The 17,323-nt window shown below is 41.5% G+C and carries 21 protein-coding genes; 10 read left to right on the top strand and 11 right to left on the bottom strand.

Annotation, left to right across the window (positions count from 1 at the left end; translation table 11 throughout):
• The first annotated feature begins 277 nt into the window (after nt 1–277).
• Nucleotides 278–1,252 carry an L-lactate dehydrogenase gene (locus tag V7654_RS06730; RefSeq protein WP_438825256.1) on the top strand — a complete coding sequence of 325 codons (975 nt, stop codon included), beginning with the start codon at nt 278–280 and terminating at the stop codon, nt 1,250–1,252.
• Nucleotides 1,253–1,294: 42 nt separating this feature from the next.
• Entirely contained in the window at nt 1,295–2,308 is a 1,014-nt protein-coding gene (locus V7654_RS06725) for a PTS transporter subunit IIC (protein WP_335429430.1), read from the top strand.
• Between the two features lie 76 nt (nt 2,309–2,384).
• Here the strand turns inward: V7654_RS06725 and sdaAA are convergent, their stop codons facing one another.
• The 4 genes from sdaAA to V7654_RS06705 form a co-directional block, all read right to left on the bottom strand.
• Nucleotides 2,385–3,287 (bottom strand): L-serine ammonia-lyase, iron-sulfur-dependent, subunit alpha, encoded by a 903-nt coding sequence (sdaAA, locus tag V7654_RS06720; RefSeq protein WP_335429429.1) that lies wholly within the window; start codon nt 3,285–3,287, stop codon nt 2,385–2,387.
• Between the two features lie 83 nt (nt 3,288–3,370).
• On the bottom strand, nt 3,371–4,036 hold the full coding sequence (gene sdaAB / locus V7654_RS06715; RefSeq protein ID WP_335429428.1) for an L-serine ammonia-lyase, iron-sulfur-dependent subunit beta: 666 nt from the start codon (nt 4,034–4,036) through the stop codon (nt 3,371–3,373).
• 180 nt (nt 4,037–4,216) lie between these two features.
• On the bottom strand, nt 4,217–5,242 hold the full coding sequence (locus tag V7654_RS06710; RefSeq protein WP_335429426.1) for a GGDEF domain-containing protein: 1,026 nt from the start codon (nt 5,240–5,242) through the stop codon (nt 4,217–4,219).
• A 311-nt stretch (nt 5,243–5,553) separates the two neighbouring features.
• Nucleotides 5,554–6,258 (bottom strand): pseudouridine synthase, encoded by a 705-nt coding sequence (locus tag V7654_RS06705; protein WP_335429682.1) that lies wholly within the window; start codon nt 6,256–6,258, stop codon nt 5,554–5,556.
• Between the two features lie 234 nt (nt 6,259–6,492).
• Here V7654_RS06705 and V7654_RS06700 point away from each other — a divergent pair, with 234 nt between their 5' ends.
• Both V7654_RS06700 and V7654_RS06695 read left to right on the top strand, forming a co-directional pair.
• Nucleotides 6,493–6,846, top strand: a complete 354-nt coding sequence (locus tag V7654_RS06700; RefSeq protein WP_335429425.1) for an ASCH domain-containing protein — start codon at nt 6,493–6,495, stop codon at nt 6,844–6,846.
• 12 nt (nt 6,847–6,858) lie between these two features.
• A complete protein-coding gene (locus V7654_RS06695) occupies nt 6,859–7,299 on the top strand; it encodes a hypothetical protein (RefSeq protein ID WP_335429424.1) in 441 nt (146 codons plus the stop codon).
• A 381-nt stretch (nt 7,300–7,680) separates the two neighbouring features.
• On the opposite strand, the gene V7654_RS06690 is transcribed toward V7654_RS06695, so the two are convergent.
• Nucleotides 7,681–8,241 carry a cysteine hydrolase family protein gene (locus V7654_RS06690; RefSeq protein ID WP_335429423.1) on the bottom strand — a complete coding sequence of 187 codons (561 nt, stop codon included), beginning with the start codon at nt 8,239–8,241 and terminating at the stop codon, nt 7,681–7,683.
• Between the two features lie 131 nt (nt 8,242–8,372).
• The gene (locus tag V7654_RS06685; protein ID WP_335429421.1) at nt 8,373–8,639 is read right to left on the bottom strand and encodes a hypothetical protein; all 267 of its coding nucleotides are present in this window, start codon (nt 8,637–8,639) and stop codon (nt 8,373–8,375) included.
• A 99-nt stretch (nt 8,640–8,738) separates the two neighbouring features.
• Here V7654_RS06685 and V7654_RS06680 point away from each other — a divergent pair, with 99 nt between their 5' ends.
• Nucleotides 8,739–9,161, top strand: coding sequence for an Lrp/AsnC family transcriptional regulator (locus tag V7654_RS06680; RefSeq protein ID WP_335429420.1), 423 nt, complete (start codon nt 8,739–8,741; stop codon nt 9,159–9,161).
• A 39-nt stretch (nt 9,162–9,200) separates the two neighbouring features.
• Here the strand turns inward: V7654_RS06680 and V7654_RS06675 are convergent, their stop codons facing one another.
• The 3 genes from V7654_RS06675 to V7654_RS06665 form a co-directional block, all read right to left on the bottom strand.
• Nucleotides 9,201–10,964 (bottom strand): metallophosphoesterase family protein, encoded by a 1,764-nt coding sequence (locus tag V7654_RS06675; RefSeq protein ID WP_335429419.1) that lies wholly within the window; start codon nt 10,962–10,964, stop codon nt 9,201–9,203.
• Nucleotides 10,965–11,078: 114 nt separating this feature from the next.
• Nucleotides 11,079–11,540, bottom strand: coding sequence for an SRPBCC family protein (locus tag V7654_RS06670; RefSeq protein WP_335429417.1), 462 nt, complete (start codon nt 11,538–11,540; stop codon nt 11,079–11,081).
• Nucleotides 11,533–11,883, bottom strand: a complete 351-nt coding sequence (locus V7654_RS06665; protein WP_335429416.1) for a MerR family transcriptional regulator — start codon at nt 11,881–11,883, stop codon at nt 11,533–11,535. Before V7654_RS06665 ends, V7654_RS06670 begins: the two co-directional genes overlap by 8 nt.
• A 339-nt stretch (nt 11,884–12,222) precedes the next feature.
• Here V7654_RS06665 and V7654_RS06660 point away from each other — a divergent pair, with 339 nt between their 5' ends.
• From V7654_RS06660 to V7654_RS06645, 4 genes are all read left to right on the top strand, one after another.
• Complete coding sequence (locus tag V7654_RS06660) at nt 12,223–12,504, top strand: ArsR/SmtB family transcription factor (protein ID WP_335429681.1); 282 nt, start codon at nt 12,223–12,225, stop codon at nt 12,502–12,504.
• A gap of 78 nt (nt 12,505–12,582) precedes the next feature.
• Entirely contained in the window at nt 12,583–12,750 is a 168-nt protein-coding gene (locus tag V7654_RS06655; RefSeq protein WP_335429415.1) for a hypothetical protein, read from the top strand.
• A gap of 56 nt (nt 12,751–12,806) precedes the next feature.
• Nucleotides 12,807–13,670 carry a permease gene (locus V7654_RS06650; protein WP_335429413.1) on the top strand — a complete coding sequence of 288 codons (864 nt, stop codon included), beginning with the start codon at nt 12,807–12,809 and terminating at the stop codon, nt 13,668–13,670.
• Nucleotides 13,671–13,706: 36 nt separating this feature from the next.
• Complete coding sequence (locus tag V7654_RS06645; RefSeq protein ID WP_335429412.1) at nt 13,707–13,841, top strand: hypothetical protein; 135 nt, start codon at nt 13,707–13,709, stop codon at nt 13,839–13,841.
• 78 nt (nt 13,842–13,919) lie between these two features.
• On the opposite strand, the gene V7654_RS06640 is transcribed toward V7654_RS06645, so the two are convergent.
• Entirely contained in the window at nt 13,920–15,185 is a 1,266-nt protein-coding gene (locus V7654_RS06640) for a hemolysin family protein (protein WP_335429411.1), read from the bottom strand.
• 128 nt (nt 15,186–15,313) lie between these two features.
• Complete coding sequence (locus V7654_RS06635) at nt 15,314–15,901, bottom strand: undecaprenyl-diphosphatase (protein WP_335429410.1); 588 nt, start codon at nt 15,899–15,901, stop codon at nt 15,314–15,316.
• A gap of 184 nt (nt 15,902–16,085) precedes the next feature.
• Between V7654_RS06635 and V7654_RS06630 the strand changes: the two genes are divergently transcribed.
• Nucleotides 16,086–17,228: an acyltransferase family protein gene (locus V7654_RS06630; protein ID WP_335429409.1), complete on the top strand. Its 1,143-nt coding sequence runs from the start codon at nt 16,086–16,088 to the stop codon at nt 17,226–17,228.
• Nucleotides 17,229–17,323 lie beyond the last annotated feature (95 nt).

Raw genomic sequence — 17,323 nt, 5'->3', positions numbered from 1 at the left:
GCGGTTTAAAGCGGTGAAGTTTTTTATGTGATTGATATTTTAATATTTAGTTTTCGGTCACTTTGTCTTCATTTTTTGGTCAATTTTTATTCATATTGATACCGTTTTCAGTTGTTGTATGGTGAATATCGTCATTGTACAATAAGAATGTGAAAAGAATTACAATATAACTTTTACAGGGGCAACGCCTAATAGATGAGTGATCTTATTTTTTTCTTACTTCATGTGAAATAATTCACATATACTCATCTACTACCTACACAAGGAGATGGACAGCATGCAAAAGCATATTAGAAAAGTAGCGATTATTGGTACAGGATTGGTTGGTTCAAGTGCCGCCTATTCTATTTTGAATCAAGGCATTTGCGATGAATTAATCATGGTGGATATAAACAAGGAAAGAGCGATTGGTGAATCACTTGATTTATCTCATTGCATCGACTTCACGAACTCAAGGACGAAGGTTCATGCAGGAACATACGCCGAGCTAGGAGATGTAGATATTGTCGTCATCACGGCTGGTCCGCCTCCAAAGCCAGGTCAGACTCGTCTCGATACATTGGGAATCGGTGCAAAGATCATGGAGGATATGATTCCACAAATCATGGCCAGCGGCTTTAATGGAATTTTTCTGATTGCTTCTAACCCGGTCGATATCATCACCTACCATGTTTGGAAGCTATCAGGTCTGCCAAGGAACCGAGTGATTGGAACGGGTACTTCCCTTGACTCTTCAAGACTTAAAACCTATTTATCTGAAATTCTTGATGTCGATCCAAGAAGTATCTCTGGATACACAATGGGTGAACATGGTGATTCCCAATTTGCTGCTTGGTCACATGTATCAATAGGCGGAAAACCGCTGCTGCAGATTTTAGATGAGCGAAAAAAACAGTTAGGACATATCGACCTTGATCAAATCGTGGAAGATGTGAAAAAAGTAGGTTTTGAGATTCTCAAACGAAAAGGAACGACTTACTATGGAATCGGAAATGCGATTGCTTTCATCACAAAGTCGATTTTCAACGATGACCATAGAATCATAGCCCTCTCAAGTGTGTTGGATGGGGAGTACGGTGAAACAGAACTTTGCACTGGTGTCCCAGCGATTATCACAAGAGAAGGTATCAAAGAAATCGTTGAGCTTCGATTGAACGAAGTGGAACAGCGGAAGTTCAGGAATTCTACAGCTGTACTGCGGGGTTATATGGCAAGCATCGGCTATGAAGAGAAAGCTCTCGCATTAGTTTAAGCTCTTACAAACTACTAACCTCTAGAAAGAAGGCGCAACTTTATGAAAGACTATATAATGCCGCGAGTATTTAAAGCTTCAACAGGAATCGCACAGGGAATTTTCGTGACATTGGGTATCGGACTTTTGATTAAAAATATCGGTGCGAATTTTGGAGTCGATGCTCTTGTCCAAATTGGCACAATCGCCACAAGCCTGATGGCACCAGCAGTTGGTGCCGGGGTTGCCTTGATGCTCGGAGCAAATGCTTTAGTTATTTTTTCAGCGATGATTGCTGCAGCAGTTGGTGCCGGGGCATTGACGATTACCGAAGCAGGCGTATTAATTAAGGCTGGCGAACCAATCGGAGCCTTGCTGACCGCAACAATTGCCACTTATGTCGGTAAAAGAATTACTGGTAAAACACCTCTTGATATGATGGTAATTCCACTGGGGACAATATTAGTTGCAGGCTTCGCTGGTCTTTGGTTATCAACTGTAATTGCACCTATTTTAACAACTGTCGGCGGAGTTATTAAGGCTTCAACAGCCGGAAGTCCGCTTCTATCTTCCATCATTTTGGCGATGGTTTGGGGCTTATTCTTAATCTCTCCTGCTTCTTCCGTAGCACTAGCGATGGCGCTTGATTTAAGTGGCATTGCAGGCGGAGCGGCATTGGCAGGCTGTGCGGCACACTTTATTGGATTCTCAATCATCTCCTGGAAAGAAAACCAGCTTGGTGGAATCCTGGCACAAGGTGTATGTACGCCAAAGGTACAGCTGCCTAATATAACTAAAAATCCGTACATCCTGGTTCCTACATTGATTGCCAGCGCGATCGTCGGACCCATTTCAGCTCTAATCTTCAAAATTGAAGCCGGCAAGGAAATCGCAGGTATGGGCTTGAGCTCATTCGTAGCACCACTTCAGCTTCTAACAAGCTACGACCTGGGATTCATTCTCCCAGCTATGCTGATCACATATATATTGGTTCCAGCTTCTATTTCTTACGGAATCTACTATTTGCTGAAAAAAACAGGCAAAATCAAAGAAAATGATTTGAGGTTGCCAAACTAAAAAGAATAAATTTTTCTTTAACACAGTAAAGCGGTGGGGGTCAGACCCCCACCGCTTTACTGTGTTAAAATGCCATCTATCTTATTAGATAATCGACTAGTTTTGCTTTTGGTTTGCCGAAAATTTCTTCTTCGAGGCGACGGCCTGTTGGTGTGGCTGCTAGTCCGCCTTCTGCTGTTTCGCGGAGTGCGGATGGCATGGTTTGCCCGATGGCGTACATGGCTCCGATTACTTCGTCGCATGGGATTCTGCTTGTGACGCCTGCTAGTGCCATGTCGGCAGCAGTGATGGCGTTAGACGCGCCCATCGCGTTCCGCTTCACGCATGGAACTTCGACTAATCCGGCAACTGGATCACAGACTAATCCAAGCATATTTTTCAAGGTAATCGCAAAGGCTTCAGATGATTGTTGTGGTGTACCGCCAGCCATTTCGACGATAGCGGCTGCGGCCATTCCAGCAGCGGAGCCAACTTCTGCCTGGCATCCGCCAGCTGCTCCGGAAATCGAAGCGTTGTTTGCGACGACAAATCCAAACGCTGCAGTCGTGAACAAGAACTCGATCATTTCCATACGCGTTGGGTTCAGCTTTTCCTTCACGGCAAACAATGTACCTGGTACAACTCCGGCAGAGCCTGCCGTCGGGGTTGCACAAATGATTCCCATTGCTGCATTCACTTCATTTGTAGCGACAGCCTTGCTGACAGCATCCAATAATAGATTGCCAGCAAGCGACTTGCCGCTGTCAATATACTTTTGCAGCAATACAGCGTCTCCACCGGTTAGCCCTGAATGAGATTTAACTCCATTTAATCCTCGTTCAACCGCTCGCTCCATGACAGACAGGTTGTTGTCCATCTGGGCAATTATGTCCTCGCGCGAGCGGCCAGAAACTTCTATCTCTTGCCGAATCATGATTTCGGCGATTTTCACTTGATTCTTTTCTGCTAATTCAACAAGCTCGGCAACATTTCGAAACATGGCTTGTCCTCCTGAATTTTACTTTTAACATTATGGCAATAGTGCGCCACCGTTACAACGGGTACACTTCTTTTCACAAAAAATTAATCCACCAATCGAATAACCTGAGTAACACCTTGCAGGAAGCTCAATTCTGCAAACACGCCATCATCGATTTTGTGGTCCATTTCGATGACCATAACCGCCTCGTCTCCTCGTTCTTTTCTGGAGACCTCCATATGTCCGATATTGATTTCATATTTTGATAGAACGCTGGTTACAGCGGAAATCAGTCCGAATCGATCCTGGTGAACAACCAAGATCGCTGGATTAGCTCCGGAAAGCTTCAGCTTGAACGAATTGATTTCTGTAATCTCAATCGTTCCGCCTCCAATTGAAATCCCAACGATTTCAAGCTCTTTACCTTCGCCATCAAAAAGATTTATTTTTACCGTGTTCGGATGTTCTGTAACGGCATCTTCTGTTAAAAATTCAACTTCCAATCCGACTTGTTCGGCGATTTCCAACGCTTCGGGAATCCGTTCGTCAAATGTGTCAAAATCCATGATGCCAGCGACTAGCGCTAAATCGGTTCCATGCCCTTTGTACGTTTTGGCAAAAGAACCGTATAAAGAAATAACTGCCTTTGTCGGCTGTTTTTCGAATAATGTCCGTGCTACTCGCCCAATTCTAGCAGCGCCTGCTGTATGTGAACTGGATGGCCCGATCATCACCGGACCTATAATATCAAATGCAGACCGATATTTCATCATGCACTACTCCTTATACTCTATTAAAACTGGAGCTTTATAAAGCCCAGTTACCATGTAAGCGATTACACATAAAACCATTTTTAAAAATTTATAACTATAGATAGTTTACCACAATCTCAATACAGTTTAATCAATAATATTTATCCAATAAAAAACCATCCTCGCAATCGAGAATGGTTAGATCATGCTGACTTTATTCCTGCCGTTATTTTTAGATAAATACAAGCCTTTATCTGCCCTATTCAGCAGCAAATCTATATTATCACCAGGCTGAAAATCAGTGACCCCAAAGCTTGCGGTCAATTGGCCTGCTTCCTTGAATTGGTGATTTTCAACTAATTTACGGAAATGCTCTGCTTTTTCCAAAGTATGTTTCCCGTTACTATTGGTGATCAGAATAAATTCCTCACCGCCCCAGCGGCCAAACAGATCACCTTCTGATAGATTTCCAGATACGATTGCCGAAAGTTCCTTTAAGACGCAATCGCCAATTTTATGGCCAAAGATGTCATTCACTTTTTTAAAATGGTCGATATCAAAGAAAATGATCGAGAATGAATTCTCATTTTCTTCTGCGTTCTCAAGCTTCTCTTCAAGCCAGACATCAATCTGGTGCCGGTTGGCGACTCTCGTCAACGAATCGATAAATGCATGCTTTTTAAAGAAATCCCGCTCTGAAAAAGCGCGGAACACATTCTGAGTATAATAGAGTACTAGGATATAGACGAAATTCGCTGCATGGAATTGCGTCAGCGAATCGATTGCCTCCGGTGAAAGCTTGCTGCCATAAACAAAGCCGATCGCCATTGTGGTCAGGAAGATAAAAATTGAAAAGTAAAATCCCTTTTTCGTACCGAGTATCAAGAAGAAAAACATGATGATCAGCGGCATCCACACAATGAAATCACCAAGCGAGCCGCCTGTCTGCGACATATCATTATGAACTACTTCAAACAAGGTAATGACATGATACAAGCTGACTAATAGCACATTTAAATATTCGGTAAAACGGACCCCGCGATTCATCCACGCCATGATCCAGCTGGCTGAGAACGAGACAATAAGAGTAGAATTGACGATTGTGTCAAAAAGACTATCATTATTCAAAAAGCTGTTAATGATCAGAGCAAGCGTAATAACCGGCAGTACCCAAAGGTAAACGCCTCTCTTCAGCTCTTCAATCGTCTCGAATTTCTTATACATCCTACTCATCTCCCGAACTAACTCAGTGGTTAGCAGTCCCGCTTTTTATCTTGTGGCTGGAACCCGCGCCATGCCAGTTATTCATATAAAAACTCGTCCAAAATACAAATGTACTTTCTATAATTCCATTGTACTAGAAATATATATATTAGTATATTTCTGAATGTAAAAGAAGAAGCAAAAGACCTATATATCTTCTGCTTCTTCTTGTCGTATAAATATTATTCTTCCATTTCTAGTAAGTCATTTTTCCAAGGTCTGCATCTTGGATTTGGTCTATTTTCATCTGCAAGATCATAAAAAAACACTATTTACATAAGAGCGGGTTCAGCTAACTGGTCAAGCATAATCTCTAATTCTATTTTTGTAAGCTCCCGCCATTTCCCCATTGCCAGACCATCCATTGTTACGTTCATAATTCGGGTACGTTCGAGCCTAGTTACCCGGTATCCGCATTCCTTTGCCATCCGGCGGATCTGGCGATTGAGTCCCTGTGTAAGAATAATCCGAAACTCATAATCACTGATTCTCGAAACCTTGCAGGGCTTTGTCGTCGTGCCGAGAATCTCAATCCCTCCGGACATTCTTTTAATAAAATCGTCCGTAATCATGTGATCGACTGTAACCACATACTCTTTCTCATGCCCAAACTCGGAACGCATCATTTTATTGACGATTTCTCCGTCATTCGTCATCAAAATCAGCCCTTGCGAATCCTTATCCAAACGGCCAATCGGAAAGATTCTGCTGGGATAATTCATAAAATCGATTATATTTCCGTCCACAGTCCTGGCGGCTGTACACGTAATGCCCACTGGTTTATGAAGGACGATATAGACTGCTTCTGCTTTTTCAGGAATGACAAGGCCATCAATCAGAACAACATCTCCAGGTCTGATTATTGTTCCAGGTTCGCACACCTCTCCATTCACGGTGATCCTTTTTTCTTCAATCAGGCGATTGGTTGCCCTTCGAGAGCAAAACCCTGTTTCGCTGATATATTTATTGATTCTCATCGCCGCTCCAATCATGCTGTAATTTATATGACAAATTCAATTAGCTCTGCTTTTCTTCTTAAATGGAATTCCATTTTATTGTTATAAGGATTTTTAATATATCGTATAACAATACAGCAAAATCCACCTTAATTAAAGCCGATTATTTTTAATGATTTATTTCGGTCGTCCCTTGGCTTTCCTTTTTCAAAATATGGTACATTATATAGGAACATACGGAAGGGAGTTTTTCAAATGACAAATCATGAAGAACAAAATAACACTTTACCACCAAAAACGTGTGAAATCGAGCGTCTGGTAACAATGGAAGATGACATTAATAAAGTATTAGAAGGCAAAAAGACGGCTACTCGCCGAAACGGAAGATACGCTGATGTTGGCGAAATCATGGAGCTGAAAGGCAAGAAGTTCGTAGTGGACAAGGTATATTCACAGTCTCTTGGAGAATTGACTGATGAAGATGCGCGCCGTGAGGGCTTTGAAACAGTTGAAGAATACAAGCAATCCATTTTAGCCTACCACCCAGGAATGCCTTGGCTTCCTCAAATGAGAGTTTGGGTACACGAGTTCAGCCCTGTTACCGAATAATAGGCATTTGTAATGGATTTAGTTTACCGAATCATCATTTTTTTGCATGTTTCCAGCGTGATCGCCTCAATTGGCCCTTTCTTCATTCTCATGCCAATTGTAAAAAAACTGCCCTCGGCTGAGGGAAAGGAATTGGGAGCTCATCTGGCTACGTTGAAGTCGGTCGTCCGTCTTTCCATGCACTCCGGCCATGTGCTTGTGGGAACTGGAGTCCTGCTTGTCATCCTTGGTCCATGGACATGGAAAACACCGTGGATCGTGATGACTTTGGCATTGCTCTTCTCCTCCCTCTTCTTTTTGGCAAGAGCATTCTCGCCCACCCTTCGGAAATTCACCGAAGAGGGAGCGAACAAGTCCGAGCTTTCGGCAAAACTGAAGCGGACAATATGGACCTACATAATCTTGCTGATGTCGATGCTGTGGTTTATGGTTGTGAAGCCTCATTTGTGGTAAGAGTCCGGGCATTGTGCCCGGACTTTTTTACTTGTTGCTTACAATCCTGCATTCGTGCTGTCATCTGGTACACTACCCAACTCCAACATTCCTGCTGTCGTCCGGACACTACCCAACTGCAACATTAGTACTGTAATATGACTCAGTTCCCAACTTCAAAATTGGAAATTTTTAAGTAGAAATTTCCAGTTCGCCAGATTAACCCCCGTTTTCGCCAGAAAAATTATTTTTCCGCCAGATTATCACTCAATTTCGCCAGAAAAAATACTTTTTCGCCAGATTCGTATCCACTTTCGCCAGATTATTTTCACACCCTCTATTGTGTTGTTAAAAAAGAACCCTCAGCATGAAGGTTCCTCCCAAAATCTATTCCCTTTTCTATTAAAAAGCCTCTTTTATAACAGTTTCCGTATCTGCAATCACCGCAAATTCTTCATTCAGGTTCGCCATTGTCATCGCATGGATCAATTCTGCGGCAAAAACTTCGCCATTTAGACTCTTCCTATCAAACGTGGCTGTCGCATCGGAAACCAGGATCGGATTGAACCCGTAGTTGCCGGCCATCCGGGTTGTCGTTTCAACACAGTGGTTTGTTGTCAATCCAGTAATGACAACATGCTTGCTCTTAAGATCAACCAGAATTTGATGCAGCTCAGTCCCGATAAACGCGCTATTAACTGATTTAGTGATCACGATGTCATCTTCAAGCGGCTGGATGAAATCTATGAATTCACTGCCTTCTTTTTCATAATAAAAGAAGGAATCCTTATTCTGCGATATATGCTGTACGAAAATGACCGGACGCTCCATCTCCCGCCAATGCCCTATCAATTTTCCAATATTCTCTTCCGCGTGAGGATTGTTCCTGTTCCCCCACGCCGGGTCAAAAAATGCTTTTTGCACATCAATAACAATCAATGGGTCGTTCTTCGTAAAATTCATATCCATCATCCCTTCAAATGTTTATAAGGTAATTTTATTTAAATGAGGATATAATTTACATAAAGTTTTTTCGTTATTTACATTCATTTTCTTTAAAATTTACTTTATTTCATGTGTTTTCCCTTAAAAACTTAAATCACCTTTTTCCTGTCTGCCCGCTTCTGAAACTGAGAACTGATAATCGTAAGAATGATGATATAAGGAATAATGAACAGTCCGTAACCTGTGCCGTAGTCTTGGATATCTTCTGTAAAATAAAGATTTACACCCCACAAAATATATAAAGCATAACCAGCGAACGTGATCCAGAACGCGACCCATTTTTTCGTTAAAGCAGGTATGAGCATTGGGCTGAGAACGATTGCTCCCAACACTAGATTTGAAATCAGGTGATCCATTTCTTTTTCCCCTTATGGAATATTTTTCTTATAATAGACTAATATACAGACGTAAAAATAGATAGGAAGTTTCACAAATTCTTTAAACGAGGTGGCACCATGGACCAGGTAGATCAAAACATTCTTCATAATCTTCAGGAAGATGGCAGGATTTCAATGACTGAACTTGGAAAGCGAGTGGGCTTATCGGTTCCAGCAGTAAAGGAGCGTGTCAAAAGATTGGAGGAGAATGGTACGATTCTAGGATACAGGGCAGTCCTCAATCCAAAAAAAGTGAACAAGAGTGTTCTGGCTTTTATCCTGTTCGATTCCAAGCGCTGCAAGGAATTTCGAGAGTTTTGCATCGAGCATCCGATGGTCGTGGAATGTCACCGTCTGGCAGGGCAATATAGCTATCTAGTAAAAATCCTTGCAGAGTCAGTGGAGCATCTCGAGGAGTTCATTGATGAATCGATGGCATATGGGCATCCATCGACTTTGATTAATCTGTCTTCTCCAGTAGAGTTCAAAACTATTACATAAATAAGGCTGCCCTCCATCAGGAAGGGCAGCCCATTGAATCTATTTTACTATATTTATCTTCTGCTCACTGTTTGCAGGCACCGTTATTTCAACTTCCATGTACTGCACTGCACCATCGGTATAATTTTGCTTAACAGAACCTGCAGAAGCACGGTAGCTGCCTGCAGCCATATAAAATGGCACTGTTACAGTAATTGGCTTGTCCAGCCTGTTTGTTACAGTCGCTTCTTGACTAGAGGCTTCTCCATCATTCGGTACACTGTAATTCGCATCAAATGACATGACCCCGCTCTTCGTATCACCATTTTGATAGACTGGGATCGAATGTCCAAGATCATCATATTTAAAAGAGGTAATCTCGCCGTTCTTCATTTTAAAATGCCTGAATCCTACCCACGGCTTGCCTGTCAGCTCGATCGCCGTTGTTGTCGTGTACAGGATCCCATCTTTTTCAGTGACATCATCCGTATGCGTGTGACCATGAAGGCTAAGGTTCACGTTAAACTGCTTCATGACATCGACTAGTTCCTGAGCATTTTCCCCATGCCATTGCTGATCATATTTAATGCCAAGTTTTTCACCAAGCAATAAGGTCGATAAAGACTGCGGATTATGCTGCGCATCGTATTGCTTCCAGTAGCTTTGCACTTCAGGATCGCTTTGCGGCCAGATATCGCGGTCGCGCCATAAAGGATTATGATGTGAGAATAACCCTTTGATCTGCCCAGGCTGTGCTGATTCAGCGTTTGCAGCCAGATCTTCTTTTACCCAGTTAAGCTGTTCATCCCTGATCTGACCGCCCCATGTCGGCACGGACACAGTCCCATTGCCTGAGCGGTCAAACTTATGCCAGTCGAATGAATTGTAACCAATATAGTGTGCATATGGTCCATAATCAAATGAGAAATACTGTGGTCCAAAGTATTGTTCCCAGTATTTCGCTCCGTCCGCAAGCGTGGCATCCTGAGCATAGTAATCATGGTTGCCCGGGACGATGTACACAGGAACATTCAGCTTCTGGAGTACACGGTATGTCTCTTCATACTCATAAATATATTCCTGAGGGTTCATCTGCCCATACATCAAATCGCCAGTCACAACGACAAAGTCCGGATTTGTAAGGTTTACTTCCTTAATCGTTTTTTGCAGATAAAGCCAGCGCTTCTTTTCATCCGGATCCCACATTCCAGCCTCTTTAGCCAGTGCTGGGTCTGTACCAGAAACGTTGTCTGGGTCACCAAGATTTCGCGGCGAACCAACGTGCGTATCTGTCAGATGTAAAAACGTGAAATCCTTTTTAAATGTATCTACTACCTTAACAGAATGCGGCTGCTCATCTGTGATTCGCTTGCCATTCCCTGTAAAAGAAACCTCCAGATCATATAATTTTTCCGGAACGCTGTCCGGGATTTGGACGGTTACATTATAAATAGATGAGCTTTTTTTCCAATAAGAGTCTCCTGCCTCCGCCTTTTGGACAGGAAGGTCATATTCCTTCGTCAATGAAGAATGATTTGTTTGCTTCAATTTTACATTCCAGGCACCAGCCTCTGCGCCTTTGCTGTCCACCTTAACGGTCAGCGTTTTGCCCTTTTGTTTAATTGCTGGTGTCGCGAAAAGAGGATAAATGATTTCGTTCACTTTTGAATCAAGCGCGATGTTCGGTACTGCGTCAAGATAATTCGTGCTGTTTCCTATGCCGCCATCCTGTGTTCCTGCAGCACTCAACAAGCTGCCATTCGCAAAGGAAGCTAACGGCAATATCGAAAAAAGCATGGTACCAATCATAAGTTTCTTCAACATCGTTTTCACAGTTTGATAACCTCCTTTTCTGCCCTTATCGTAGCATGGCATTGTAAAGGTGGTTTTAAGCTAACATGACATTACAGCAAAGGATATTACAAAATTCGACATCTTCTATTTCTTTGCTTCCTTCAAAGCTTCCTTCTCTACCAATTCCATAAAATCCATTACTACTTTATTATTATTCTTCTCTCCACCTAGTTTCAGCAGGACCTTTCCTAAGAAATTGACCCCTTTGTTCTGTCCTTGGTAGATAAACTTAGTCTCGTTTTCGCTTAATTTAATCAATGTAAATGCGACTTCAATTTCAAATGCTTTTGCAAGAGTAAATCCACTCTTACTGTGTTTTTTATCAGGCGTGTTCTCGTACTCTAGGTCTTCGACGATATACGTTTCGACCCGTTTTCCTTCTTTATATTTTTGCTGGTATGTAGAACCTACAACGCCTTCCTTTTTCTCCAGTACTTTGTTTTCAATCACATTCGGCATGATTCTCTGGATGTTCTCCAGTTCAAATAACGTCCAAATGGTTTCGATATTCACAGGTATGATTTTTTCCTCGTACCATTTAATCATCTGCACTCTCTCCCATTTCAAATTCAAAAAAATGATCCATGTCCTCTATAATGTTCTCCAAATCCTTAATCTGATCTATTAGTCCCTGCCGCTTTTTCAAGATAAGCTGTTCCAGATTCTCGAAGGATTCATCGTTCACAACAGTCAGCATCTCCTGGATGGTAAAATTAAAACGCTTCAAGTGCACTAGCAGCCTAGCTACAAGATATGAACCATTGTCATAGTAGCGGTATTTATTCTTTGGATCGATATAAACCGGCTCCAGCAATTTGATTTCAGCATAATAGCGCAGTGTTTCTCTGCTTAGCCCTGTCATCTTGGAAAATTCGTTTACCTTGTACATCACGGCCTCCTTACACAACCACTATAAACCATGTAGTGCACTACAAAGTCAATTATCACTTCTATTCTTTCCATAAATTTAAAAACCGCTTCATCCTTACAGTGTCTTCCATTGAGTCAGGTCACAAGGAACATCAGTGAAGTAATCTAATCTTGCGACTTTTCAATTTATAAAATCAACTTTTTTTGATATAACAGTTGCAAAATGGTTTTGAAGGAAATATAATACAGTATATCAAGTAAATTTGATTAAGGAGAGCTGAAAGTGGAAAAATTCATTCCTTTAACAGACCTTACCAATAACTCCAAAGCCACAAAGGAACCGCCGCTTCAAAGCACCATTGAAAATTATGAAAAAAAATTCAAAGCCCTTGCCGATCAAAAACGCCTTCATATCCTGAACCTATTATGCCAGCAAGACTCCAGCTGCGTTTGTGACTTAAGCGGGATGATCGACATGCCTCAATCGAAGCTTTCTTATCACTTAAAGATTCTGCTCGATGCGAATCTGATTACGAAGGAAACTAGAGGAACCTGGAGCTATTATCAAGTCAACACCGCAGAAATCAACCATCTATTATCTCCGGAGCTTTGCTGCCTTTTCAGACCTAGCTGTTGTTAGTTAGGTTTCATTTTCAAAGTATTAATCAATTTTTTTTGATTAATTAATCAACATATTTTGATTAAGGAGAGGATATCTATGTTTTATCAGGATTATCAGACAATCGCACAGATTAAACAGCAGGAAGTAGAAAGAAAGGCAAAGCATGCGTGGAAATTTTTCGAGCAGCCCGAAATGAAAGAAATCCCCTTGCCCACTTGCTCCAGAACACAACCAAATTGCTGCGTAACACCAGCAAACCCATAAACAAATCGTACGATCCAAATAACATTTTTTAACCAAAAGGAAGAAGGTAGAGGAAGATGATCGAATTCTTAAAGAGTTTTTTCTGGATTGCCCTTGAATTAACAGTCCTGTTCATCGGGATCTCGTTTTTGATCAGCCTGCTGCAAGGATACATCCCATACGAAAAAATTGAAAAAAAATTAACAGGCAGCAACAAGATTTTCGCAAGCTTTGCCGCCATCCTGTTCGCTTTTATCACACCATTCTGCTCCTGCTCAACGATCCCAGTAGTGGTCAATATGCTGAAAAAGAAAATCCCGTTTTCAATTGTCATGGTTTTCCTCTTCGCTTCTCCTGTACTGGATCCAACGATCTTAACCATCATGGGTGTCGTAATGGGATGGAAAGTCACTATTCTCTACACAGTAATCACAAGTGTTTTCTCAATTGCTATTGGCTTCACTCTCGACAAGCTTGGCTTCCAGCGCTATGTAAAAAATGTGATGATGTCTGGCTATGAAGAATCCAATCAGAAATTCAATTGGCGCTTTGCCCTTCAAGAATCATGGTCTCTAATGAAAAGTGTCTATCCATATCTGCTTATTGGTGCAGCCATCGGGGCAGTCATCCATGGCCTTGTTCCAACAGAGTTCATTACAAAATGGTTCGGCCATGACGCCTGGTGGCTCATCCCAGTCGCTGCTGTTGTCGGAATTCCATTATACATCCGCTTATCAAGCATGATTCCGATTTCGCAAATGCTTATTTTAAAAGGAATGGCCCTTGGCCCAGTAATGGCGATGATGATCAGTTCAGCAGGTGCAAGCCTTCCTGAAGTCATCCTGTTAAAATCGATTTTCAAAAAGCAGCTTGTCCTGGCATTCATCGCATCCGTGATCACAATGTCCACCGTCTCTGGATTTATCTTTTATCTCGTTTAATTAATCAAAAATTATTGATGAAAGGAGGTGATTTTAATGGCTAACTTTATTCAAATTCTAATGGGCAGCAACAAGTCAAAGTCAGACTGCTGCAAGATCGAAATCAAAGAAGTCGAGGAAACGGAAGAAAAAAACGAAGCTTGCTGCAGCGGCGATACTAAATGCTGCTAATCGTTAAGAGCTTAAGCGCTTTTTGTTCAAATATATATAAAAAGGTGGAGCCAGCAGCAAACTGACTCCACCTTTCTTTTATTCTTCTCTCTCAACAACGGGCATTCTTTCCACTTTGATTTTACGGATTCGATGGCTTTCTACTTCCTGGACGATGATTTTGAGGTTTGCATAATCGAAGGTATCCCCATTTTCAGGGATGCTTTCAAGCGTCTCAAAGATCCAGCCGCCAAGATTGTGGTACGTTGTTTCAGGCATTGGTACATCAAATAATTCCGCAAAGTCATCGAGATCATACTGAGCATCGAATTCGTATGTGTTTTCATCAATCTTTGTCATGATATTGATTTTCTCATCATGCTCATCCCAAATCTCGCCCACCAACTCTTCCAGAATATCCTCAAGCGTAATGAGGCCGGATGTTCCGCCGAACTCATCGACGACGATGGCCATGTGGCTCTTCGTTCTTTGAAGTTCAGGAAGCAGCGTGGCAACTTTCATTGATTTCACAACGAACATCGGCTGACGCAGCAGCTCCCGTACGTTCACTTCGTTATGCTGGATCAGCTCGGCAAAAAACTCGCGCTCCGATAAAAATCCAATGATGTTATCTATATTTTCTTCGTAAACCGGGATCCGCGAAAATCTTTCCGTTAAGAAAATTTCTTTAATTTCCTCGAGAGGCTGGTTCACTTCGATCGTAATCATGTCCATACGGTGAGTTAATACTTCACCGACAAGTATTTCGTTGAATTCCAGGGATCGGTGTACAAGCTCCCGCTCATTTTTATTGATGACACCCTCTTCTTCACTGATGTCGACCATCACCTTGATTTCCTCTTCCGTGACCGATGGGGTTACCTCTCCATCCTTCGAGAAAATCCTTGAAACTGAAGCCTTCAGCTTGCTGAACAAGAAATTGACTGGCGTAAGAACTTTTATCAGCATCAGCAATATTCCCGAGATCTTTAAGGAATAGCTTTCTGCATTCTCCTTCGCAATCGACTTCGGCAATATTTCTCCGAAAATCAAGATCAGGATCGTCATGCCAAAGGTACTGATAACAAGTCCGGTGCTGGGGCCGAAAATATCGGTAGCTGCCTTGGCAGAAATACTTGCCGCCGCAATGTTCACTATATTGTTACCTACTAGAATCGTAGACAATGCGTCATCAAAATTCTCTGAAATAAACAAAGCATTCTTGCTTCCAGATCGGCCTTCGCTCACGTAATTTCTCAGCCTGATTCTATTGACGCTGGAAAAAGCCGTTTCCGCCGATGAAAAGAAGGCAGATAAAAGAATTAAAACACCTAATAAAATGATTAAACCTATGGGAACTTCCAAAAAAATTCACACTCCGAAAAATATTTTGTCATAAATAATTTTACTGTTCTGATGAATATAAATCAATTACTCTAGCTCCGAACCACCGCTGTATCTATTTACGGTTGAAACGGTACAATGGTTTCAAATTAGAGGTTTTTCATCTCATTACCTGGAATGGCCTTATATTCATCACTCTTCACTAATTTTTTCATAAAACTTACATTCGGTAAGATTCGGTATCCGATATAAGCCATCGTTGCACCAATGATGGCCCCTGCAGCGACATCTGCCGGATAATGCACACCCACCCAAATACGTGACAAGCCTACAATACATGCAAGCACCACCCATAAAGAATGCTGCTTTCTTTTAAAAAGCCAGAACGAAACCGTCATCGTGAAAAAGATGATGGTGTGGTCACTCGGAAATGAATTGTTCACACCCATATCTATCAGCTTATTAACCTCGGAAAGCTCGGCAAACGGCTGATTGTTTGAATGAAGTGATCCAGCGATCTTTCCCGTTATTTCAGCAAATATCAGCGCGACAAAACCAGTGACAATCATCAAACGGTTGACTCCCTTGCCACTGAATAAAAAGAAGATCACAGCAGCAGCCAAAACGTAAATCATGTTTTCCGCAATTAAAGCCATCAATGGATTCACGCCTTCAAATTGCTTGCCTAGATCATTGATCATCCTGAAGGATTGTACATTCAGTTCTGTAAAACTCATGAAATTAAAACACCCCTATAATTTGCAAATTAAATAAATTATACAACATTGGAAGATCTTTCTGTTCTTAAAAAGAAAATCCCGCATCTTTTAATATATGATTGTATGAAATTATCACCAGGAATATAATAGTTTAAGTAGTGTTAATAATTGTCATTTTCGTGTGTAATTGGGAGGATTCAATATGGGGAAAGAACGGTTGTTTTTCCTGGATAACTTAAAAATATTTTTAACGATTTTGGTTGTTGTCCATCACGTTGGCCAACCTTATGGAGGGTCGAATGGTTTTTGGTACTACAACTCTGAAGACTATTTTAATTTAGGAAGATTCTTCTCGGTGAATGCAGGATTTTTCATGAGTCTATTTTTCTTGATTTCGGCATATTTTCTTCCTGCTTCGTTCAGGAAAAAAGGAACGAAGACTTTCTTGAAAGACCGTTTTATCCGCCTGGGTGTTCCCCTTTTATTTGGATTTCTGGTCATCATGCCTGTATTGATGTATTTCTACTATATTAACTTCAGGCAATATGGGAATATTACATTCTTGGATTACTTCTTCTCTATTTATTTAGGCTTTGGAGAAATGCCTGATGGCTGGACTGGCCCGGTTTTCCCGGATATGCAATTCGGTCATTTGTGGTTCATTGAACACCTATTAATCTATGCTCTTTTGTATGTCCTATTTTCTCGTCTGCTTAAAGGAAGGATTTCTTTCAGCTTCCTGGAAGACTTGAATAATATTAAGCTCTTCCTAATCACAGTGATTGTTTCGATCATCACATTCGCTGTCCGGATAAAATATCCGATCGACCACTGGGAGGGATTGTTGGGTATTATTCAAGTCGAATATGCCCACCTGCCGCAATATGCGTCGTTTTTCATTCTTGGTACTCTGGCCTTCAAATATAAATGGTGGGATAAAATGACCGTCAGATTAGGTGGACCCTGGCTTGCAGTCGGAGTAGTTCTTGCAGCGGCAAGATATCGCACAAATATTGTTCCCTATTCGCAGGGTGGCTTTAACTCAATCAATCTTGTTTACAGCTTTTTTGAAACCTTTTTATGTTTCGGGCTGGGGTTTGGGCTTATTTTCCTCTTTAAAATGGCTCTGAATAAAACAAGCTCTTTCATGAGGATACTCGCAGATAACAGCTTTGCCGTTTATATTTTTCATCTTCCAATGGCCGTTTTGATGCAATATTTATTTACATCGATCGATTTGGCTCCTTTTATGAAATTCATCGTGGTTTCCATTGTTACGATTATCGCTACCTTCTTGTTTAGCATATTGATTAGGAGATTTAACGTGGTGAGAGCCATTTTATAACGAAAGATGACCTCTTAAAAAAAGAAGTCATTCTTAGCTTGTCGACAAAGATAAAGGTCACAGATCAGTTATTGAAAACCTGTTGATTGGAGTGG

Source organism: Bacillus sp. JJ1609 (assembly GCF_036967045.1).
In the GTDB taxonomy this organism is placed as follows: Bacteria; Bacillota; Bacilli; order Bacillales; family Cytobacillaceae; genus Mesobacillus.
This window is presented reverse-complemented; position numbering and strand designations above follow the sequence as displayed.